General features: G+C 68.1%; 20 protein-coding genes. 14 read left to right on the top strand and 6 right to left on the bottom strand.

The window, feature by feature from the left end; genetic code table 11:
* The first annotated feature begins 6 nt into the window (after window positions 1-6).
* From B7G54_RS11185 to B7G54_RS11155, 7 genes are all read left to right on the top strand, one after another.
* The gene (locus B7G54_RS11185) at window positions 7-882 is read left to right on the top strand and encodes an isochorismatase family protein (RefSeq protein ID WP_165765571.1); all 876 of its coding nucleotides are present in this window, start codon (window positions 7-9) and stop codon (window positions 880-882) included.
* Window positions 879-1,202 carry a DUF2218 domain-containing protein gene (locus B7G54_RS11180; RefSeq protein ID WP_244289323.1) on the top strand — a complete coding sequence of 108 codons (324 nt, stop codon included), beginning with the start codon at window positions 879-881 and terminating at the stop codon, window positions 1,200-1,202. Before B7G54_RS11185 ends, B7G54_RS11180 begins: the two co-directional genes overlap by 4 nt.
* A gap of 44 nt (window positions 1,203-1,246) precedes the next feature.
* Window positions 1,247-5,164 carry a non-ribosomal peptide synthetase gene (locus B7G54_RS11175; RefSeq protein ID WP_085039150.1) on the top strand — a complete coding sequence of 1,306 codons (3,918 nt, stop codon included), beginning with the start codon at window positions 1,247-1,249 and terminating at the stop codon, window positions 5,162-5,164.
* Entirely contained in the window at window positions 5,161-5,955 is a 795-nt protein-coding gene (locus tag B7G54_RS11170) for a 2,3-dihydro-2,3-dihydroxybenzoate dehydrogenase (RefSeq protein ID WP_085039149.1), read from the top strand. Before B7G54_RS11175 ends, B7G54_RS11170 begins: the two co-directional genes overlap by 4 nt.
* Before the next feature lie 28 nt (window positions 5,956-5,983).
* Window positions 5,984-6,172, top strand: coding sequence for a hypothetical protein (locus B7G54_RS11165; RefSeq protein WP_085039148.1), 189 nt, complete (start codon window positions 5,984-5,986; stop codon window positions 6,170-6,172).
* A 50-nt stretch (window positions 6,173-6,222) separates the two neighbouring features.
* Complete coding sequence (locus B7G54_RS11160; protein WP_085039147.1) at window positions 6,223-7,461, top strand: MFS transporter; 1,239 nt, start codon at window positions 6,223-6,225, stop codon at window positions 7,459-7,461.
* A gap of 216 nt (window positions 7,462-7,677) precedes the next feature.
* On the top strand, window positions 7,678-8,154 hold the full coding sequence (locus B7G54_RS11155; RefSeq protein ID WP_085039146.1) for a YjjA family protein: 477 nt from the start codon (window positions 7,678-7,680) through the stop codon (window positions 8,152-8,154).
* A gap of 120 nt (window positions 8,155-8,274) precedes the next feature.
* Here the strand turns inward: B7G54_RS11155 and B7G54_RS11150 are convergent, their stop codons facing one another.
* Window positions 8,275-8,640, bottom strand: a complete 366-nt coding sequence (locus tag B7G54_RS11150) for a hypothetical protein (RefSeq protein WP_011352206.1) — start codon at window positions 8,638-8,640, stop codon at window positions 8,275-8,277.
* A 310-nt stretch (window positions 8,641-8,950) separates the two neighbouring features.
* Entirely contained in the window at window positions 8,951-9,712 is a 762-nt protein-coding gene (locus B7G54_RS11145) for a hypothetical protein (RefSeq protein WP_085039145.1), read from the bottom strand.
* 124 nt (window positions 9,713-9,836) lie between these two features.
* Here B7G54_RS11145 and B7G54_RS11140 point away from each other — a divergent pair, with 124 nt between their 5' ends.
* The 3 genes from B7G54_RS11140 to B7G54_RS11130 all read left to right on the top strand — a co-directional run bounded on the left by B7G54_RS11140 (window position 9,837) and on the right by B7G54_RS11130 (window position 13,293).
* Window positions 9,837-11,273 (top strand): aldehyde dehydrogenase family protein, encoded by a 1,437-nt coding sequence (locus B7G54_RS11140; protein WP_085039144.1) that lies wholly within the window; start codon window positions 9,837-9,839, stop codon window positions 11,271-11,273.
* Window positions 11,274-11,396: 123 nt separating this feature from the next.
* Complete coding sequence (locus tag B7G54_RS11135) at window positions 11,397-12,587, top strand: NAD(P)H-dependent flavin oxidoreductase (RefSeq protein ID WP_085039143.1); 1,191 nt, start codon at window positions 11,397-11,399, stop codon at window positions 12,585-12,587.
* Between the two features lie 64 nt (window positions 12,588-12,651).
* A complete protein-coding gene (locus B7G54_RS11130) occupies window positions 12,652-13,293 on the top strand; it encodes an OmpW/AlkL family protein (protein WP_085039142.1) in 642 nt (213 codons plus the stop codon).
* Between the two features lie 83 nt (window positions 13,294-13,376).
* Here the strand turns inward: B7G54_RS11130 and B7G54_RS11125 are convergent, their stop codons facing one another.
* Window positions 13,377-13,580: a DUF1289 domain-containing protein gene (locus B7G54_RS11125; RefSeq protein ID WP_006493160.1), complete on the bottom strand. Its 204-nt coding sequence runs from the start codon at window positions 13,578-13,580 to the stop codon at window positions 13,377-13,379.
* Window positions 13,581-14,008: 428 nt separating this feature from the next.
* Here B7G54_RS11125 and B7G54_RS11120 point away from each other — a divergent pair, with 428 nt between their 5' ends.
* From B7G54_RS11120 to B7G54_RS11105, 4 genes are all read left to right on the top strand, one after another.
* Window positions 14,009-15,103, top strand: coding sequence for a polyamine ABC transporter substrate-binding protein (locus B7G54_RS11120; protein ID WP_085039141.1), 1,095 nt, complete (start codon window positions 14,009-14,011; stop codon window positions 15,101-15,103).
* Between the two features lie 85 nt (window positions 15,104-15,188).
* Window positions 15,189-16,349, top strand: coding sequence for an ABC transporter ATP-binding protein (locus B7G54_RS11115; protein ID WP_085039140.1), 1,161 nt, complete (start codon window positions 15,189-15,191; stop codon window positions 16,347-16,349).
* Window positions 16,346-17,272, top strand: coding sequence for an ABC transporter permease subunit (locus B7G54_RS11110; protein ID WP_085039139.1), 927 nt, complete (start codon window positions 16,346-16,348; stop codon window positions 17,270-17,272). The genes B7G54_RS11115 and B7G54_RS11110 overlap by 4 nt, the downstream gene beginning before the upstream one ends.
* Complete coding sequence (locus tag B7G54_RS11105; RefSeq protein ID WP_085039138.1) at window positions 17,269-18,090, top strand: ABC transporter permease subunit; 822 nt, start codon at window positions 17,269-17,271, stop codon at window positions 18,088-18,090. The genes B7G54_RS11110 and B7G54_RS11105 overlap by 4 nt, the downstream gene beginning before the upstream one ends.
* Before the next feature lie 173 nt (window positions 18,091-18,263).
* Here B7G54_RS11105 and B7G54_RS11100 read toward each other — a convergent pair whose 3' ends face one another.
* From B7G54_RS11100 to B7G54_RS11090, 3 genes are read right to left on the bottom strand one after another with little or no spacing between them, the layout of a single operon-like run.
* A complete protein-coding gene (locus tag B7G54_RS11100; protein ID WP_085039137.1) occupies window positions 18,264-19,070 on the bottom strand; it encodes a sulfite exporter TauE/SafE family protein in 807 nt (268 codons plus the stop codon).
* An 18-nt stretch (window positions 19,071-19,088) separates the two neighbouring features.
* Window positions 19,089-20,756, bottom strand: coding sequence for a bifunctional protein tyrosine phosphatase family protein/NAD(P)/FAD-dependent oxidoreductase (locus tag B7G54_RS11095; protein ID WP_085039136.1), 1,668 nt, complete (start codon window positions 20,754-20,756; stop codon window positions 19,089-19,091).
* A gap of 29 nt (window positions 20,757-20,785) precedes the next feature.
* Window positions 20,786-21,670, bottom strand: coding sequence for an MBL fold metallo-hydrolase (locus tag B7G54_RS11090; protein ID WP_085039135.1), 885 nt, complete (start codon window positions 21,668-21,670; stop codon window positions 20,786-20,788).
* Between the last annotated feature and the right edge of the window lie 32 nt (window positions 21,671-21,702).

Genomic DNA, 21,702 nt, shown 5'->3' with positions numbered 1-21,702 from the left:
TCCAACATGGCCATTCCGAAAATCGCTTCCTATCCGATGCCGGCAGACCTGCCGGCCAACCGCGTGACCTGGCAGTTCGATCCGCGACGCGCGGCGCTGCTCGTGCATGACATGCAGGACTATTTTCTCGATTTCTACGATCGCGGCGCATCGCCGGTACCGTCGTTGCTTGCCGGTGTGCGGCGCCTGATCGATTTCGCGCATGCGACGGGGATGCCGGTTTACTACACCGCGCAGCCGGCGACCCAGGCGCCAGCGGATCGTGCGCTCCTGACCGACATGTGGGGCCCGGGCCTGACCGCGCAGCCGGCGCGCGCGGCGATCAGCGAGATCGTCGCGCCGACGCCCGGCGACACGGTGCTCGACAAGTGGCGCTACAGCGCCTTCCGGCGCTCGGATCTCGAGACCCGGCTGAGTGCACCGGGGCGCGACCAGCTCGCGATCTGCGGGATCTACGCGCACATCGGCTGCCTGATGACCGCATGCGATGCGTTCATGCGCGACATCAAGCCGTTTTTCGTCGGCGATGCGCTCGCGGATTTCTCCGAACGTGAGCATCGGATGGCGCTCGATTACGTCGCGGGGCGCTGCGGCAGCGTCGTGTCGGTCGACATGCTCGTCGGCGCGGCCCATGACGATCTCGCGATGCCGACGCTCGACGACGTCGCACGGCTGGTCGCCGGAAGCCTGCGCGTTCCGGCCGCGACGTTGCGCGCGGACGCCAACCTCGTCGATTGCGGCGTCGATTCGATCCGCATGATGACGTTCGTCGAGCAGTGGCGGGCCGATGGCCACGACGTTACGTTCGTCCAACTCGCCGAACAGCCGACGCTCGAAGCATGGGCGCGCCTGCTGCAACGCACCGCACAGGTGCCGGCGTGACGGTGCATGACGCGCCCGGCATCCATCCGGCGCCGTTTGCCAGCACGGCGGAAGTCACGCTGGCGCATGCCGATCGAGTGCTGTTCAAGCTGTGCAAGCACTACGCGATCAAGGTGCCTGTCGTATTCGACGAGCACCGCGCGACCGTCGACTTCCCGTACGGAACCTGCCGGATGCAGCGGGTCGACGATCGGCTGTGGCTGCGCTGCGAAGCCGATTCGGCCGACAAACTCGTGCAGATCCAGTACGTGATGGACGAGCACCTGGTGCTGATGTCGCGCAATCGCGAGCTCGTGATTGCGTGGCAGCAGGCCGCCTGACGGCCTGAATTCCGGTTCAACGCTTATTCGCGATATCTCTATTCATGCAACTCGAAGAACAACCGATACGCGCGACATCCGCGCAATACGGGATCTGGGTCGCGCAGCAGGTCGATCCCGACGATCCGGGCTACCTGACGGCCGAAATCATCGAACTTGACGGCGCACTCGACGTTGACGCGCTCACCGGGAGCGTCGAGGCGGTGCTCGATCATGCCGATGCGCTGCACATGCGTTTTGCATGGGCCGACGATACGCTCTGGCAATGTCGCCGCGCACCGGCCACGCGGTTGTCGCTCGTGGACCTGTCGACGCAAGCGGATCCCGAGCAGGCGGCACGGGACTGGATGATGGCAGCGCTGTCGGTGTGCTGCGATGTCACGTCCGATCCACTGTATCGCACGATGCTGTTGCGGCTCTCGCCGACGCGGCACTGGTGGTATCTGCAGGTTCATCACATCGCGCTGGACGGCTTTGGCTACGGGCTGCTGCAGCAAGCCGTCGCGGCGCGCTACAACGCGCGGGTCGGCAATGCTCCCGTGCCGGAGCTGCCCGATTGGCGCGTGGATCGCGTCGTCGAAGCCGAGGCGCGTTATCGCGTGAACGGCGGCTTCGAAGCCGATCGTGCATTCTGGAGCGCATACCTGCGCGACATGCCCGCGCCGCTCGTACTCGCGCCGAAGCAGGACGTGGCCTCTGATGCGGCGCGGGTCACGCGCGTGGTCGACGGCGCCCGGTTGGCCCGGCTCAGGGACGCCGCGGCGCACGCGGGTGTCGACTGGAACGCGTGGCTGTTGTGCGCGACCGGGATCTGGCTGGCAAGACAGGGCGGGCAGCGCGACCTGACGCTTGGGTTGCCGGTAATGAACCGGCTCGGCACGGCGGCCCTCGGTGTCCCCTGCATGGCGATGAACATCGTGCCGTTTCGCGTGCATGTCGACACGGGCCATTCGCCGCGCGATCTCGCGTGCGCCTGCTCGGAGCAGCTGCGCGCGATCCGGCCGCATCTCTACTACCGGTACGGCTGGATTCGCGGCGATCTGGGCCTGCTCGAGCGCAACGTGTTCCTGTTCAACCAGGCCGTCAACGTGATGCCGTTCGAGCGGCAGGTCGCGTTTCGCGGGCTGGCGAGCGATACGCACGCGGTGAGCGGCGGGCCGGTGAAGGACCTGAACGTGACGCTCGCCGTGCGTGGCGGCGCGTGGCATCTGACGCTCGAGGCCAATCCGAACGCGTACGACGCCGACACGCTCGCGGCGTACGCGCAAAGCTTCGTGGAGTGGCTCGACACGTTCGCCGCCTGTGCGGCCGACGAGCCGGTCGCGAGCCTGATCGACGACCTGCCGCCACCATCGATCATGCGCGGCGCGCCGCTGCCCGGGCCGCACGACGACGTGATCGCGCTGATCGAACGCGCGGGGCGCGACGCACCTGCGAACACGGCGATCGAAGCCGGCGAGCGTCGCGTCGACTATCGCACGTTGCTCGCAGACACCGCGGCGCTGGCGGACGAGCTTGCACGGCATGGCGTGACACGGCAGACGCGCGTCGCGCTCGCGGCGCCGCGCGCGCCGGACGTGATCGCGGCGATGCTGGCCGTACTGAAGCTCGGCGCCGTCATCGTGCCGCTCGACCCGGACGGGCCGCCGCAACGCACGGCCGCGATGTGCGCGGACGCAGCGCCCGCGATCGTCATCACGCGCGGCTCGCACCGGGCATGCGCGGGCGCATGCCCGGTGCTCGATCTCGATGCGGCGCGCGTGCCGACGACGCAACCCGCGCCGGCCGGCGCCGAACCGGTGCCGGACGCGCTGCCCGCGTATCTGCTGTATACGTCGGGGTCGACCGGCCTCCCGAACGGCGTGCTGACCGGACGCGGCGCGCTCGGCCAGTTCGTCGCGAGCACGCGCGACCTGTATTGCATCGGGCCGGGCGATCGCGTACTGCAGTTCGCGCCGCTGCATTTCGACGCGAGCTTCGAGGAGATCTTCGCCACGCTGTGCCATGGCGCGACGCTCGTGCTGCGGGACGATGCGATGCTCGATTCGGTCGATACGTTTACCGCCGAGGTCGAGCGGCGCGGCATTACCGTGCTCGATCTGCCGACCGCCTACTGGCACGTGCTCGCGCATGCGCTCGACGCACGCCATGCACGACGGCTCGACCGCGTGCGCCTGACGATCATCGGCGGCGAGGCCGCGTTGCCGGAGCGGATCCGGCGCTGGCGCGCACACCTGCCGGATGCGGTGCTGCTCAATACCTACGGACCGACCGAGGCGACGATCATCGCGACCGCAGCGCGCATCGGCGGCCCGCAGGCGGTCTGGCAGGAAGGCGAACCGGTGCCGATCGGCACGCCGCGTGCGGGCGTCGATGCGTGCATCGTCGACGAGCGCGCGTACCCGGTCGCCGCGGGGCGCACCGGAGAACTGGTGTTGTGCGGCGACGGGCTGGCGCTCGCGTATGCCGGCAATCCAGCGCTGACGGCGAAACGCTTCGTCACGTTGCCGCGCGGCGGGCAGCGTGCGTACCGCACCGGCGATCTCGCGACGCTGCGCGACGGCCGGCTGTATTTCGACGGCCGGATCGATCACGAAGTGAAGATCAGCGGCGTGCGTATCGATCCGCGCGGGATCGAGGACGCACTGCTGCGCGAACCGGACGTGCGCGAGGCGGCGGTCGTCGCATCCGGCAGCGGCGCAGGCACGGTGACGCTCGCGGCATTCGTCGCCGGGCCGGCCGAGCCTGCCGCGTTGCGCACGCAACTGGCGCTGCGGCTGCCGGCAGCGGCGATTCCGGACCGCTGGCACGTGCTCGAACGGCTGCCGCGCAATGCGAACGGCAAGATCGATCGCAGCGCGCTGCAGCGGATCGATGCGCGGTGCGACGAGGGGGCCGACGATCCGCGCGCCGGCGTGCTCGAGCGCCAGGTAATGGCCGTATGGCGGAACGTGCTCGGCGATGCCGCGCTGACCCCGGACGCCAATTTCTTCGACATCGGCGGCAAGTCGCTGCAGGCGATGCAGGCGAGCGCAAGGCTGGCGGCGGAACTCGGGCGCGACGTGCCCGTCTCGATGCTGTTCCGGTATCCGACGATCGCGATGCTGACGGCTGCATTGCGTACGCCGCTGGCGTACCGGCCGCGCACCGAGCGCAACGGGTTTGCGCCGCACCTGGCGATCCAGTCGGCGCCGGGCGCCGCGCCGCGGCTCATCTGCATCCATCCGGCCGACGGCCTCGCGTGGAGCTACCTGCGGCTCGCGGCCTATCTGCCCGATGCGACGATCGACGGATTGCAGCTATCGGTCGACGACACGTGCGACGCGGCCGATTTCGACGCGCTCGTGCGGTCCTATGTGCGGCGCGTACGGGCATTGCAGCCCGACGGGCCGTATCACCTGCTGGGCTGGTCGCTCGGCGGCGCGCTGGCTTATGGCGTCGCGGCGGCGCTGGTGCGCGATGGCGCGGCGGTCGGCACACTCGCGCTGATGGACAGCTACCCGTCGTCGGCATGGACCGCGCAGCCGATGCCGGCCTGTGGCGACGCGCTGCGGATCCTGCTGACCGTCAACGGCGACTTCGATACGGCCGACCTGTCCGACACCGTGCTGCGTCAACGCCTGCTTCGCGCGAACAGCCCGTTCGCGGCGCTCGGCGGCGCAGGCCTCGATGCGCTCGTCGCCGCGACGCTGCGGCAGATGCGCCTGTTTCGCGCGACATCCACGCCGCGCTACGACGGCGAACTGCTGCTCTTCAACGCGACCCGCAAGCGGCAGGGCATGCCGACGCCCGAGAGCTGGCATGCGCATCGTCCGCGCGGGACGCTGACCTGCCATGCGCTCGACTGCTCGCACGACGGCATGTCGGACCCCGAACCGATGGCGGCGATCGGCGCTGTCCTGACCGAACGGCTCGCCGTAGAGGCGGGCCAGGATCTTCAATCACGGAATTCGAATCGATGAGAAGCACGACGAACCTGACATTCCCGGCGGGTACCGCCGTCGTGACCGGTGCGGCGCGCGGAATCGGTGCCGCGGTCGTCCGCTTGCTCGCCGCGCACGGTGTGGACGTGGCCGCCTTCGACATGGATGGCGACGCGCTGGCGCGCACGATCGCCGACAGCCCGCCGCCGGCGGGACGCGTGCACGCGTTCGCGGTCGACGTTGCCGACGCGCGTGCGGTGCAGGCGGCCGTCGAACGGGTGGAATCATCCGTCGGTCCGATCGGCATGCTCGCCAACGTCGCCGGCGTGCTGCGGCTTTCAAGCGCGTCGTCGCTGACGGACGACGACTGGGCGCATTGCTTCGCGGTCAATGCCGACGGCGTGTTTCATCTGTCGCGTGCGGTCGCGCCGCTCATGGCCGCGCGCCGGGCAGGCGCCATCGTGACCGTCGGGTCGAATGCGGCGCTCGTGCCGCGCACGCAGATGGCGGCCTATGCGGCGTCGAAGGCGGCGGCTCATCAGTTCACCCGTTGCCTCGGCCTCGAACTGGCCGCGCACGGCATTCGCTGCAACATCGTCGCGCCGGGATCGACCGACACGCCGATGCAGCGCCAGCTCTGGCAGGGTCCCGAAGGCCCGGCAACGGTCATTGCGGGGGCGCTCGGCACCTACCGGAACGGCATTCCGCTCGGCCGCATCGCGGCCCCCGACGATATCGCCGAAGCCGTGCTGTTCCTGCTGTCCGACGCATCGCGTCACGTGACGTTGCACACGCTGTGCGTGGACGGCGGCGCGACGCTCGGTGTGTGATGCGCGGGCGGCTTCCGGAGCCCTGGCCATGAAACACCTCACTGTTTCTATCGAGCACGGCGCGGCGGTCGCATTCGCGCAGCCGCGTCATGACGAGCGGCCGCTCGGCGGCGCACTGCGCTACGGCTGCCCGGTGACCGATCGGTGCATTGGCCGGGAAGCGACCGCGGATGCGTTGCTGCATGCACGAAACCGCCTGCTCGCGCGAGCGGGCTGACCGTGGCCGGTACAGGCCGGCCCCCTTCATTTCTTCAATACGACCGAATCATGTCGACTCCTTCCGCTGACACCCTGAACCCGCCGGCCGATGCCGGCGCGTCTTTGTTGCCGCTGCTGCTCGCGAACTTCGCGATGGTCGCGGGAACCTACGCGTTCGTCACGATCGCCGGCCCGATGGCCCGGCGCATGCACCTCGAACCGCTGCACGTCGGCGCGATCATCGGCATCGTCGGGCTCGTGTGGATGCTGGCCGCACCGCGCTGGGCGCGAGTCGCGGATCTGCGCGGCCGGCTGCCGGCCATGCGTGCGGTGATCGGTGGCTTCATCGCGAGTTCGCTGCTGCTGACGGCGTACGTCGGCTGGGCGCTGCGCGATGGCGGCACGGCGGTGCCGGCCGTCTGGATCGGCTTCGTCGCGCTGCTCGCCACGCGTGCGGCAATGGGCGGTTGCTACGCGGGCTTGCCGGTCGCCGCGACCGCGTGGATCGCGGACCGCACGGCCGTGACGGGACGCGCGGCGGTGATCGCCCGGTTCGGTGCCGCAGGTGCCGTCGGGATGGTGGTCGCGCCGCCGCTGGCGGGCTGGATCGCCGGATACGACATGACGCTTGCGTTGGCCGTGTTCGCGGTGTTGCCGCTCGCCGGACTGGCCGGGTTGCGCGGCCGGCGCGACGGCCGCGAGGGGGCGGTGTGGCAGGCACCGCTTCGCCTGAAGCCGACCGAGCCGCGCCTGCGGCTGCCCTGGTTCAGCGCGCTGGCGCTTTACAGCGCCGTGATGATCGCGAACAGCGCACTTGGGTTTTACGTGATCGACCGCTTGGGCGTGAGCGCGCAGGCTGCGCCGCTCGCGACCGGGTATGCGCTCGGCAGCGCGGGCCTCGGGCTGATCGTGACGCAGGCGCTGGTCGGGCGTTTCCGGTCGGTTGCACCGGCACAGTGGCTACGCTGGGGCGCGCTCGTGGGCGGCGCCGGATTCGCGTCGGTGCTGATGGCCGAGGCCGGCCAGCCGCTGGCGCTGTGTGCGAGCTATCTTGTCGCCGCATGCGGGATGGGCGCGGCGTTTCCGGCCGTGGCGGCGCTGGCAAGCGCACGGGTGGCGCCGCACGAGCAGGCTGCATGCGCGGGCGCGATGTCGATGGCCCAGGGGCTCAGCATGGTGATCGGGCCACTGGTCGGCGCGATGCTGTACGAGTTGCATCCGGCCATGCCGTTCGCGTCGATCGGCGTGATGCTGGCGCTCGTTTCAGTCGCCGCTTCGTGGCGGGGAGCGCGTGCGGCGGACGCATAGCAGCGCACGTGCCGACACCGTGCGGCAGGTTGCGATGTTTGTCGCGCGAACGATTGACCGGTGAGTCGGTGCGTTACGTCAAGCTTTGTCAAATTGTCGAAAAATCGGGCCGCCGCGTGCGTTTGTCGGCGGCGCAGGGGCTGTCATGCACAGGTTGATTGAGTATCCTTGGATTCGATTCGCGGAACTCACGCAGTCACAACCGGGAGGCTTCACATGAATGCACGTCTATACCGCGCGACCGTTGCCGGCGCGCTGATCGGATTGCTCGCGCCGTTTTCGGTGGCGCATGCGCAGCTTGGCGATGTCCTGAAGCAGGTCGGCGGCGGCGACTCAGGCGGCAGCGCGGGCGGTGCGCTCGGCAACCTCGGCGGCCTCGGCGGCGCATTGACAGGCGGCGGCGGTTCGTCGCTGATGCCGGGCAGCACCGGCAACGTCGCGGGCCTGCTGCAGTTCTGCATCCAGAACAACTATCTCGGCGGGGCGTCCGGCGGCGCGTCGTCGGTGAAGGACGCGCTGATGGGCAAGCTCGGCGGCAATGCGTCGTCCGACAGCGGCTATTCCAGCGGCGCGAGCGGGATCCTCGACGCCGGCAACGGCAGCAAGCTCGACCTGAGCGGCGGCGGCCTGAAGCAGCAGGTGACCAGGCAGATCTGCGACAAGGTGCTGACGCAGGCGAAGTCGCTGCTGTAAGCGTCCCGGCGCAGGGTGCGGTGCGAGGCGTACCGTGCCCGTCGGTTATCGCGGCTGCCGCGCGTGCATCGACGAAAAGACGGACGGCCGCGCGATATGCCGCGGCCTGCACGTATGGGCTCAGTCGGCCAGCCGCTTGTCGGCGAGCGCCTTGCAGCAGTCTTCGTAGACCCATTGCACGAGTTTCGCCCGATAGTCGAGATCGTCGGTATCGACGATTTCCTCGACCGCGTCGCGCGCCCACGATGCATCGACGAACCCGGCGTGCCGCTTCGCGATGTCCTGCGCGAGCGCGGCGAGCCTGGCGATCACGAGCCAGTCGGCCTGACGGTGATGGCGGTCGAGCCAGCGGTGCGCGGCCTGGACCTGGAACGTGGCGTCCGGCCACGATTCGTTGAGGTAAAACGCGCCGAGATTGCCGCAGGTGAGCCAGCAAAGCAGCTCCAGGCGGTCTTGCGAGCCGAGGATATGGGGTGCGTCGGACATGGCAGCGCTCACGAAATACGTCGATTCCGGGCGGCGCCGGTTGCAGTGGGCCGGTGCCGATAATAAAAACATAGCACGATGCGGGCCCGGCCGCGCACCCGGGCGGATCCTGACATGGCGGCGGCGAAACGGACGCTGCGCCGGCGTGGATGGCCGACGGGGAAGTGAGGGTGCTGCGGGAGCGGAAAGCGCGGGAGCGCGTGAGGAACCCCGCGCGAAGAGGCGGCCGCGAACCGGCCGGCTGCGCCGCGAAGCGGGCCCGGTGCCGGGCCCGCCGCAGCTCGGCGCGCGGGCCGACGGATGAGCGGGATCAGGTCGTCGTGGCCGTGGCGCGCGCGATCGAGCGGATGCTGCGCTCGACGCGGATCAGGATGATCAGCACCGCGAGCGACACGAACGAATACAGCGCGACGAGTGCGGCGACGCCGGCGTAGCGCGCGGTCTGGCCGTTCTCGGCAGCGGTCTCTTCCGCGGCCTTCTTCTCGTCGTCGATCGCGGTCCGGCGTGCGTCGTAGCGCTCGGAGAAGTCGCGCATGACCGCCGACACGACGTGGGTATATGCCTGCTCGCGTGCATACTCGTCGCCGTGCCCGGTGACCTTCTTCTTGACGCTGGCCGCGACGTCCGTACGCGACAGCACCTTGTCGAGATACGCGATCTGCTGCTCGTAGTACGCGACGTCCGGATGGTCGTCGTCGCCGAGCACGCGCTGGAACGACGGCTCGTACGCGTCGCGATCGACCGCGTAGTCCGGCGACAGGGCCGCCCGGCCGTGTTTCTGCACGATGCCGGACAGTTGCGTCGACAGGCGCAGCGCGGGTGACGCGCCGTCGTCCTTGGCTGCCGCCCCGTCGGCGGCCGGCGTGGCCTTGGCGGGTGCATCGTCCTCCCACGCGAACGATGCCGGATCGACCTGGATGGCCGAATCGACCTTCGGCGGTTTCGACAGGCGCGCATCGAGTGCGATCGCGCCGAATATGACCCCGCCGATCAGGACTGCGGTCGCGAACAACAGCACGATCACGCGCAGTACCTGAAGATAGCCGCCCTCGATTCTGGTCAGGATGCTCAAGGCATTCTCCTTTCTTATGATGAATGAGGCGCCGAGGCTAAAGACCTTTCTAATAGCTGTCAATCGTCACACCGGCCGACCGAAACGCTCGCTAGAATGTCGGCTTTCCTGGAGGCGGAAAACGATGAAAATCTACGACCAGTTCTACATCGACGGCGCGTGGCGCAAACCGGCCGGCACCGGCACGATCGACGTGATCGACTCGGGTACCGAGGCCGTGATCGGCCGGATTCCGGAAGGCGTCGCATCCGACGCGCAGGACGCGATCCGCGCGGCACGCGCAGCGTTCGACGCCTGGGCGGCCACGCCGGCCGCGACGCGCGCGGGCTACCTGCGCAAGATCGTCGAGCATCTGCAGGCGCGCAGCGAGGAACTCGCGCAGTCGATCACCGGCGAAGTCGGGATGCCGATCAAGCTGTCGCGCGCGATCCAGGTGGGCGGCCCGATCTACAACTGGAAGGCGTACGCGAAGCTCGCCGAGTCGTTCGAGTTCGAGGCACAGGTCGGCAACTCGCTCGTCGTGCGCGAGCCGGTCGGCGTCGTCGCGGCGATCACGCCGTGGAACTACCCGCTCAACCAGGTCACGCTGAAGGTCGCGCCGGCGCTCGCGGCCGGCTGCACGGTCGTCCTGAAGCCGTCCGAAGTCGCGCCGCTCAATGCGTTCATGCTCGCCGAGGCGATTCACGAAGCCGGGCTGCCGGCCGGCGTGTTCAACCTCGTGTGCGGCTACGGCCCGGTGGTCGGCGAGGTGCTGGCCACCGATCCGGACGTCGACATGGTGTCGTTCACGGGCTCGACGCGCGCGGGCAAGCGCGTGGCCGAGCTGGCGGCCGCGGGTGTCAAGCGCGTCGCGCTCGAATTGGGCGGCAAGTCGGCATCGGTGATTCTCGACGATGCCGATTTCGCAGTGGCGGTGAAGGGCACGGTCAACGCGTGCTACCTGAACGCGGGGCAGACCTGCTCGGCGCACACGCGCATGCTGGTACCGGAAGCACGCTACGACGAGGCGCGCGCGATCGCGAAGGCGGCGGCTGAAACCTACGTCGCCGGCGATCCGCGGCAGGACGCGACGCGCCTCGGTGCGCTTGCATCGGCCGTGCAGCAGCAGCGCGTGCAGGCATACATCCAGCGCGGGATCGACGAAGGCGCGGAGCTCGTGACGGGCGGCACGGGCCTGCCGGAGGGGCTCGCGAAGGGTTTCTTCGTGAAGCCGACCGTGTTCGGCCGCGTCGATCCGAAATCGACGATCGCGCAGGAAGAAATCTTCGGGCCGGTGCTGTCGATCATCACGTATCGCGATGAAGACGAGGCCGTGCGGATCGCGAACGATTCGCCGTACGGGCTCGGCGGCGCGGTGTGGGCCGGCAGCGACGAACGCGCGATGGGCATCGCGCGCCGCATCCGCACGGGGCAGGTCGACATCAACGGCGGCACGTGGAACATGGCCGCGCCGTTCGGCGGCTACAAGCAGTCGGGGCACGGCCGCGAGAACGGCGTGTACGGGCTCGAAGAGTATCTCGAGTACAAGTCGATGCAGTTGAAGCCGGCGAAGCCTGCCTGAGCGCTTCTCGTGGCATGAAACGGAAACGGCACGCTCGCGTGCCGTTTTTTTATTGACGGCCGTCAAGGTGCGCGGCGGTGGATCGTCGATCATCGCGGTTCCGATGTTCCGACGAGGTTTCAGATGACCGTACGCACTTCCTTTCCGCCGCTGACGATTCGCGGCCGCACCTTGTTGCCTGTCGTGCAGGGCGGCATGGGCGTCGGCATCTCCGCGCACCGGCTGGCAGGCAGCGTCGCGCGCGAAGGCGCGGTCGGCACGATCGCGAGCATCGACCTGCGCCATCATCATGCGGACCTGCTCGCGCGTTGCCGCGCGCAACCCGATCGCGCGACGCTCGAGGCCGCAAACCTCGAGGCGCTCGCACGCGAGATCCGCCTCGCGAAGACCTACAGCGAAGGGCGCGGGATGATCGCGGTCAACGTGATGAAGGCCGTGAGCGCGCATGCGGACTACGTGCGGGTCGCGTGCGACGAAGGCGCGGACGCGATCGTGATGGGCGCGGGCCTGCCGCTCGACCTGCCCGATCTCACGCAAGGACACGACATCGCGCTGATTCCGATCCTGTCGGACAGCCGCGGGATTTCGCTCGTGCTGAAGAAGTGGATGAAGAAGGGGCGCCTGCCCGACGCGATCGTGATCGAGCATCCGGCGCATGCAGGCGGCCATCTCGGCGTCACGCAGATCGACGACATGCACGACCGTCGTTTCGATTTCGCACGCGTGCTCGACGAGACCGCCCAGGTGATGGCGTCGCTCGGTCTCGCGCGCGAAACGATCCCGCTGATCGTTGCGGGCGGGATCAACGGTCACGACTCGGTGCGCGCGGCGTTCGAGGCCGGCGCGAACGGCGTGCAGGTCGGGACGCCGTTCGCGGTGACGGAAGAGGGCGATGCGCATCCGCACTTCAAGCGCGTGCTGGCCGACGCGACACCCGACGACATCGTCGAATTCGTCAGCGTGACGGGGCTGCCCGCACGCGCGGTGAAGACGCCGTGGCTCGATCGTTACCTGCGCAACGAGACGCGCATCCGCAACAAGCTCGGCGCGCTGAAGCAGCGCTGCCCGACCGCGCTCGAATGCCTGAGCGTCTGCGGCTTGCGCGACGGCATCGAGAAGTTCGGCCATTTCTGCATCGACACGCGGCTTGCAGCCGCGTTGCGCGGCGACGTCGCGAACGGGCTGTTCTTTCGCGGCCGCGAAGCGTTGCCGTTCGGCCAAGCGATCCGCAGCGTGCGCGATCTGCTCGACCTGCTGCTGACGGGCAGTGCGACCGAGCCTGCGGCAAACCGTCCCACGTTTACGCTGGCTTGACGGATATCAAGACGACGAAAAGACCCTACAGGGAAAATGGAACCATTCTTTGGGGGTCCGTACCATGCATAAAACGATTCGAACCTGTGTTACCGCTGCGGCCGTTGCAGCCGCTTTCGCCGCGATGCCTTCGCTGTCGCACGCGGCCTCGCCGGGCGACGGCATCAACCAGGGCGACGTCCTGGTCCGGCTGCGCGCGATCAGCATCCAGCCGAACGAACGCGCGAGCGACACGCTGGGTGCGCTGAACGTCGGCGTGAACAACGCGATCGTGCCCGAGCTCGACTTCACGTACATGATCCGCGACTACCTGGGCGTCGAGCTGATTCTCGGCACGTCGCGGCACCAGCTGACGTCGAGCGTCGGCAATCTCGGCGGTGTGGGTGTGCTGCCGCCGACGCTGCTGCTGCAGTACCACTTCAACCATGCCGGGAAGGTGCGTCCGTACGTTGGCGCGGGCGTGAACTACACGTACTTCTACAACAACGGGCTCAACGTTGGCGGCGAGGGCGTATCGATCAACAAGAGCAGCTTCGGCCCGGCGCTGCAGTTCGGCGTGGACGTGCAACTGACGAAGAAGGTCTTCATGAACGTCGACGTGAAGAAGATCTGGATGAGCACCGATGCGACGCTCGGCGACAAGGGCATCGGCACGCTGCACATCGATCCGCTGATCGTCGGCGTGGGCGTCGGGATGAAGTTCTAGACGCGGACGCGCGGCGGGAAAAGAACAGAGTTGGGGTTGGCGGCATGGCGGTCGGCATGCCGCTTTTTTTATGCGCGGCGGATTTACAGCTTGTCGTACTGGAAGCGCATCGCGGTGCCTTCGCGCGTGATGCGCTCCCACACCGCGCGCTTTTCGTCGTCGCTCAGGAACACCCAGTTCGACACTTCGGCAGCCGTGCGGCCGCAGCCCTTGCAGACTTCGTCGAAGAGGGTCGAGCACACGCCGATGCAGGGGCTGTCGGGCAGGTCGTGGAGATTGGAGGCCATCGGAAGGGTTCACGCAGTTGAATCGTCAGCCGCCATTTTAATGCATCGCGGCCGGACGGCCGGGCGGGTGCGGCCGGCATGCCGTACGGGCGCAGGGGCGTGACAGGACGGGCGAGCATCGGGCGCGACCGCTGCCGCCGAACGGTTTGCGTACCGGGCCGGCGAACGCGGTTTCACCTTCCGCTGCTTTTCCCGGTGGACAGCCGCCGATTACCCGATAGAATCCCCGGGAGCGCCCCGCCGCACGGGCGGCCAGACCGGCCGGCGGCGGGAATCTGTTCCGTTTGCGCGACACCGGCATGATTTTTTTGTGACGGGGCGCGAATGATGGTAGTTTTCGGGGTTTTCGAGGGGCGGCGCGCCAGAATGCGCCGCCATGACGAGGCAGACGGCAGCCGGACACAAGGTCCGGCCGTAGGGAGAACGGGATGAAAGCAAAGGTAGTGGGCCGGTTCGCAGCGCTCGCGCTGTGCGTGGGTGCGTCGGCGGCAGCGGCGAAGGATACGCAGCTCAATGTCTATAACTGGTCGGACTACATTGCGAAGGACACGATCCCGAACTTCGAGAAGCAGACGGGCGTCAAGGTCCGCTACGACAACTACGACAGCGACGACACGCTGCAGGCGAAGCTGCTGACGGGCAGCTCGGGTTACGACATCGTCGTGCCGACCAGCAACTACGCAGGCAAGCAGATCGCCGCCGGCATCTTCGCGCCGCTCGACAAGTCGAAGCTGCCGAACCTCAAGAACCTCGATCCGCAACTGATGGCGCTCGTCGCCGGCGCGGATCCGGGCAACAAATACTCGGTGCCCTGGGCATACGGCACGACCGGCCTTGCATACAACCTGACGAAGGCGCAGCAGGCGCTCGGCAAGGTGCCGCTCGACAACTGGGACATCCTGTTCAAGCCCGAAAACATCTCGAAGCTGAAGACCTGCGGCGTGTCGGTGCTCGATGCACCCGACCAGATGTTCGCGGCGACGCTGCACTACATCGGCAAGGATCCGATGAGCACGAACCCGGCCGACTACAAGGCCGCGATGGAAGTGCTGAAGAAGATCCGCCCGTACATCACGCAATTCAACTCGTCGGGTTACATCAACGACCTGGTCGGTGGCGACATCTGCTTCGCGTTCGGCTGGTCGGGCGACGTCGTGATCGCGAAGCATCGCGCGATCGAGGCGAAGAAGCCGTACAAGGTCGAGTACTACATCCCGAAGGGCGGCGCGCCGGTGTGGTTCGACGTGATGGCGATCCCGAAGGATGCGAAGAACAAGGATGCCGCGCTGCAGTGGATCAACTACATCGAGGATCCGAAGGTGCACGCGGCGATCACGAACGCGGTGTACTACCCGAGCGCCAACGCCGAGGCCCGCAAGTACGTGCGGCCGGACGTCGCGAACGACCCGGCCGTCTATCCGCCGGCCGACGTCGTGAAGACGCTGTTCCTGCTCAAGCCGCTGCCGCCTGAAATCCAGCGTCTGCAGACGCGTCTGTGGACCGAGCTGAAGTCGGGCCGCTGACACGAGCCGGTGTTCCCAGCAGTCATGAAGCCCCTGGTGCCCCCGGGGGCTTTGTTCGTTCAACGCAGGAGAGAAGCAGCACATCATGAATAGCCAGTCGGGTGCGCCGGTCGCGGGCGCGCCGTCCTCCGTTTCCTCCTCCGGCGCCGATGCGCGCGCCGAGAACTTTGTCCAGATCGTCGACGTCGTCAAGAAATTCGGCGACACCGAAGCCGTGCGCAGCGTCAACCTGACCGTGCGCCAGGGCGAGCTGTTCGCGCTGCTCGGCAGCTCGGGCTGCGGCAAGTCGACGCTGCTGCGGATGCTCGCGGGCCTCGAGACGGTCACGTCGGGCAAGATCCTGATCGACGGCGAGGACCTCGCGCAGATGCCGCCGTACAAGCGGCCCGTGAACATGATGTTCCAGTCGTATGCGCTGTTCCCGCACATGTCGGTCGAGTCGAACGTCGCGTTCGGTCTCAAGCAGGAAGGCACGCCGAAGGCCGAGCTGAAGGAGCGCGTGGCCACGGCGCTCGAACTCGTGCAGATGAGCAAGTACGCGAAGCGCAAGCCGCATCAACTGTCGGGCGGCCAGCAGCAGCGCGTCGCGCTCGCGCGTTCGCTGGTCAAGCGCCCGAAGCTGCTGCTGCTCGACGAGCCGATGTCCGCACTCGACAAGCAGATCCGCCAGCGCACGCAGATCGAGCTCGTCAACATCCTGAACAAGGTCGGCGTCACCTGCATCATGGTCACGCACGACCAGGAAGAAGCGATGACGATGGCCAATCGCCTCGCGGTGATGAGCGAAGGGCAGATCGTGCAGATCGGCTCGCCGAACGAAGTGTACGAATATCCGAACAGCCGCTTCTCGGCCGAATTCATCGGCTCGACGAACCTGTTCGAAGGCGTGACCGTCGAGGACGAACCCGATCACGTGTACATCGAGTCGCCGGAACTGCCGAGCCGGCTGTACGTGAGCCACGGGATCTCGGGCCCGCTCGGGATGCCGGTCACGGTGTCGGTGCGCCCCGAACGAATCGCGCTCACGCGCAAGCCGCCCGAAGGCGCGTTCAACTGGGCGCGCGGCCGGATCAGCAACGTTGCGTACATGGGCGGCTACTCGCTGTATCACGTGAAGCTCGACGCGGGCAAGACGGTGATCGCGAACGTGTCGAGCCTCGCGATTTCGGATCTCGACACGCCGGCGCTCGGCGACGAGATCTACGTGCGCTGGAGCGCAACCGCAGGCGTGGTGCTGACGTCATGACCGCGTTCAAGTCCATGCTCTCGTGGCCGGTGCGGCGCTTCAACCTGACGGGCGCCACGGCGGTCGTCGCGGGGCCGTTCACGTGGCTCGTGCTGTTCTTCCTCGTGCCGTTCGTGCTGGTCGTCAAGATCAGTTTCGCGGAGCTGCAGCTCGGCATCCCGCCGTACACGGAGCTCGCGTCGTATGCCGACGGCGTCGTGCACGTCGCGCTGAACCTGTCGCACTACGCGTTCCTGTTCACGGACAGCCTGTATTTCGCGACTTACGTGAACTCGGTGTGGGTGGCCGCGATCACGACGCTGCTGTGCCTGCTGATCGGCTATCCGATGGCGTACTACATCGCGCGTTCGAACCCGGCAACCCGCAACCTGCTGATGATGGGCGTGATGCTGCCGTTCTGGACGTCGTTCCTGATCCGCGTGTACGCGTGGATCGGCATCCTGAAGAATAACGGGCTCCTGAACAACTTCCTGATGTGGATCGGCCTGACCCATACGCCGATCGAGCTGTATCGCACCAACTACGCGGTGTACATCGGGATGGTGTATTCGTACCTGCCGTTCCTCGTGATGCCGCTGTACGCGCACCTGGTGAAGATGGACCTGCGCCTGCTCGAAGCCGCGTACGACCTTGGCGCCAAGCCGTGGAAGGCGTTCGTGCAGATCACGCTGCCGCTGTCGAAGAACGGGATCATCGCGGGCTGCCTGCTGGTGTTCATCCCGGCGGTGGGCGAGTACGTGATTCCCGAGCTGCTCGGCGGCGCGAACACGCTGATGATCGGCCGCGTGATGTGGAACGAGTTCTTCAACAACGCAGACTGGCCGATGGCGTCGGCCGTGACCTGCGCGATGGTGCTGCTGCTGCTCGTGCCGATGGCGATGTTCCAGCACTTCCAGGCGAAGGAGCAGGGAGGCCGCCGATGAAGCCGAATCGTTACCTGCAGTTCGCGGCGCTGTTTGCCGGCTTCGCGTTCCTGTACATCCCGATCATCAGCCTGATCGTCTATTCGTTCAACGAGTCGAAGCTCGTCACCGTGTGGTCGGGTTTCTCGTTCCGCTGGTACTCGGCGCTCGTGGAGGACGACGAGCTGCTGACGGCCGCGTGGCTGTCGCTGAAGATCGGCGTGCTGACCGCGTTTGCGTCGGTGTTCATCGGCACGTGGGCCGGCTTCGTGCTCGCGCGGATGGGGCGCTTTCGCGGTTTCGCGCTGTTCAGCGGGATGATCAACGCGCCGCTCGTGATTCCCGAGGTGATCCAGGGGATCTCGCTGCTGCTGCTGTTCATCGAACTGGCGAAGTGGATCGGCTGGCCGGCCGAGCGTGGCGTCTTCACGATCTGGCTCGGCCACGTGATGCTGTGCATCTCGTACGTCGCGATCATCGTGCAGTCGCGCGTGCGCGAGCTGAACCCGTCGCTGGAGGAAGCCGCGCTCGATCTCGGCGCGACGCCGCTGAAGGTGTTCTTCACGATCACGCTGCCGCTGATCTCGCAGGCGCTGATCGCCGGCTGGCTGCTGTCGTTCACGCTGTCGATCGACGACCTCGTGCTGTCGGCGTTCCTGTCGGGCCCCGGCTCGACGACGCTGCCGCTCGTGGTGTTCTCGCGCGTGCGCCTCGGGCTGAACCCGGAGATGAACGCGCTCGCGACGCTGTTCATCGTCGCGGTGACGGCCGGCGTCGTGATCGCGAACTTCGTGATGCTGCGCCAGGAGCGCAAGCGGATGGCGGGGTTCGCGGCCTGACGTTCAGGTTGCGACCGCCATGAAAAACGCCCGGTGCCGACGACGAGTCGGGCCGGGCGTTTTGTCTGGTGGCGCTGCGCGTTGGTCGGTGCCGGTCAGTACGCGATCGCGTCGGATGAAGGATGTCAGCGACCGGGCACAGGCTCGATTCCCGCGCCCGATCGTGCGCCGGCTCACGCGCCGAAGGCCGCCTTCGCCAGCAGCCCGAGCGCGACGCACACGAGCACGGCCGCAAACCCGGCCTGCACGTGCCGCGCGGCGAGGCGGTGCGACGCGCCGCGACCGGCGGCCATGCCGAGCGCGGTCGCGACGGTGAACCACAGCGTCACGTCGAGCGGTGCGCGCGTGCCCGACACGAGCGTTGCGAACACGCCGCCGGTGCCGACGAGCGCGATCACCATCAGCGACGTCGCGACGACACCATGCATCGACACGTTCGTGAACTTGCGCAGCATCGGCACGATCACGAAGCCGCCGCCGACGCCGAGCAGCCCCGTCATCAGGCCCGTCATCGCGCCGGTCGACGCAAGCGCGACGCCGACCGGCCAGGACCACACGAGCCGGCCCGTATCGGGGTTCACGCGGCCGACGCACAGCGGCGACGCTTCCGCATCGACCGGCGCGTGCCGCAGCGCCTGCCGCAACAGGCGGCCGGCGACGACCAGCATCGTCAGCGCGAACAGCGCGAGCAGCAGGCGTTGCGGCAGCACGTGCGCGAGCCGTACGCCGAGCGTGGTCAGCGGCACGCCGACGACGGCCATCAGCAGTGCCGCGCGATAGCGCACGAGCCCGCGGCGGAAACCTTCGAGGGCGCCGAGTGCGGCGCTGCCGGCCACCGCGACGAGCGCGACGGGCGTGGCCTGCTGCATCGGCCAGCTCATGCCGACGACGAGCGCGGGCACCGCGAGGATGCCGCCGCCGGCACCGGTCAGGCCGAGCACGGCACCGACGAAACCGCCCAGTACGAGGGAAATCAGCATGACGTCAGCGGGCTCCGGTCAACGTGCGATCGCGGGCTTCGCGAGCCATTCGCGGCCCTTGAGCATCGCCTTCCAGTAGAGCGGCGGCAACACGCGTTCCTTGAGCAGCCACGCAAGCCGTGACGGGCGCTTGCCGTCGATCAGCCACGCGGGAAAGGTCGGCGCGACCTTGCCGCCGTACAGGAATTCGGCGAGTACGATCTTGCCGCGCTCGACGGTGAGCGGGCATGAACCGTAGCCGTCGTACGCGGCGTCGCCGTGCGCGCGGCCGAGCGAGGCGAGCAGGTTGTGCGCGACGACGGGCGCCTGCTTGCGGGCGGCCGCGGCCGTTTTCGCATTGGTCGTGTTGGTGGCGTCGCCGAGCGCGTAGATGTCCGGGAACTGCCGGTGCCGCAGCGTCGCCGGATCGACGTCGATCCAGCCGGCCGCATCGGCGAGCGGGCTCGAACGCACGAAGTCGGGCGCCTTCTGCGGCGGCACGACGTGGATCACGTCGAACGAACGCACGACGGTTTCCTTGCCGCCGTCGGGCAGTGCGCGCGCGAACGTCGCGCGGCGCGCGGGCCCGTCGATCGAGACGAGGTTGTGGCCGAACGACAGCGCGATGTCGTAGCTTTTCACATACTCCATCAGCGCGGGCACGTAGTCGGGGACGCCGAACAGCGCGCCGCCCGCATTCAGGAACTCGACGTTCGCGGCCTCGAGGCGGCCCGCGCGCCGCCAGTGATCGCACGACAGGTACATCGCTTTCTGCGGCGCGCCTGCGCACTTGATGGGCATCGGCGGCTGCGTGAAGAGCGCGTTGCCGCCGCGGAACGCGCGCACGAGCTCCCATGTGTACGGCGCGAGATCGTAGCGGTAGTTCGACGTGACGCCGTTGCGGCCGAGCGTGTCGGCGAGGCCGTCGATCGCGTGCCAGTCGAGCTTGAGCCCCGGGCACACGACGAGCTTGCGATACCCGATGCGGCGGCAGCCGTCGAGCACGACCGCGTGCGCGTCGGGTTCGAAGCCTGCGACGGCGGCCTGGATCCGGTGTACGCCGCGCGGCAGCACGTCGGTCATCCGGCGTGCGGTGGTGTCGGGCCGGAACACGCCCGCGCCGACCATTGTCCAGCCCGGCTGGTAGTAGTGGACGTCGGCCGGATCGATCACCGCGATGTCGAGCGACGCGTCGCGCGCAAGCAGGCTCGACGCGACCGCGATGCCGGCTGCGCCCGCGCCGACGATCACGATGTCGTGCCGCGCGTCGACGGCCGGTGCTGCCTGCTTGCCGCCTTGCACGACACGCGAGGCGAGCGCGCGCAGGTCGTAGCCGGCTGCGCCGGCCGTCGCGACGATATCGTTCAGCGGGCGCAGGCCGGCTTGAGACAGCGCCCACAGCGTGGCCGAACGCGTGCCGCTGCGGCAGTACGCGAGCACCGGGCCTTCGAGCGATGCGACGAGCGCGCCGAACTGCGCGGCCTGGTCGTCGGTCACCTTGCCCGTGTCGACCGGCAGGTAATGCACGTCGATGCCGAGCGGCGCGGCGGCCGCGCGGATCTCGGTGACGGTCGGCTGGTCGGGGCCTTCGCCGTCGGGGCGATTGCAGATGATCGCGCGGATGCCGGCCGCGTGAAGCGCGGGCAGGTCGGCCGCCGCGATCTGCGGCGAGACCGACAGCGCGTCGGTCAGCTTGCGGATGGTCATGTCGGGGTTCTCCGGGTAAGGCGCGCGGCTCAGATCGCGTCGAGCGGGATCTTCAGGTAGCGCACGCCGTTGTTTTCGGGCTCGGGCAGGTGGCCGGCGCGCATGTTGACCTGCACGGACGGCAGCATCAGCACGGGCATCGCGAGCGTCGCGTCGCGCGCGGTGCGCATCGCGACGAAATCGTCCTCGGTCACGCCGTCCTTCACATGCACGTTCGCGCGGCGCTGCTCGGCCACGGTCGTCACGAACTGCACGTCGCGGCCGCCCGGCTGGTAGTCGTGGCACAGGTACAGGCGCGTGTCGGGCGGCAGGCCGAGCACGCGCGCGATCGAGCGGTACAGCGTGCGCGCGTCGCCGCCGGGGAAGTCGCAGCGGGCCGTGCCGTAGTCGGGCATGAACAGCGTGTCGCCGACGAACGCCGTGCGCTGCGTCGCATCGTCGACGCAGTAGGTCATGCATGCTGGCGTGTGGCCCGGCGTATGCAGCGCGCGGATCGTCAGCGCGCCGAGCGCGAGCGTGTCGCCGTCGTCGAGCAGCCGGTCGAACTGGCGGCCGTCGTGCGCGAAGCCGGGGCCCGCGTTGAACAGCGTGCCGAAAACGTGCTGCACGCGGCGCACGTGCGAGCCGATCGCGATCTGGCCGCCGACGTGTTCCTTCAGGTACGGCGCGGCCGACAGGTGGTCGGCGTGCACATGGGTTTCCAGCAGCCAGTGCACGTCCGCGCCGAGTTCGGCGACGCGGGCGATCAGCCGGTCGGCGCTGGCCGTGTGCGTGCGGCCGGACTTCGGGTCGTAGTCCAGCACGCTGTCGATCAGCGCGCACGCGCGGCTCGCGGTATCGAGCAGGAGATAGCTGACGGTGTGGGTCGCCGGGTCGAAAAAGCCTTCGACCGACAGTGTGGTGGCATGGCTCACGGGGTGTCCTCGATCGGGTTCTGCATCTGCAA

This window comes from Burkholderia puraquae (genome assembly GCF_002099195.1).
GTDB lineage: Bacteria > Pseudomonadota > Gammaproteobacteria > Burkholderiales > Burkholderiaceae > Burkholderia > Burkholderia puraquae.
Note: the sequence above shows the minus strand (reverse complement) of the source record. Positions and strands in the feature narration are given on the sequence as shown.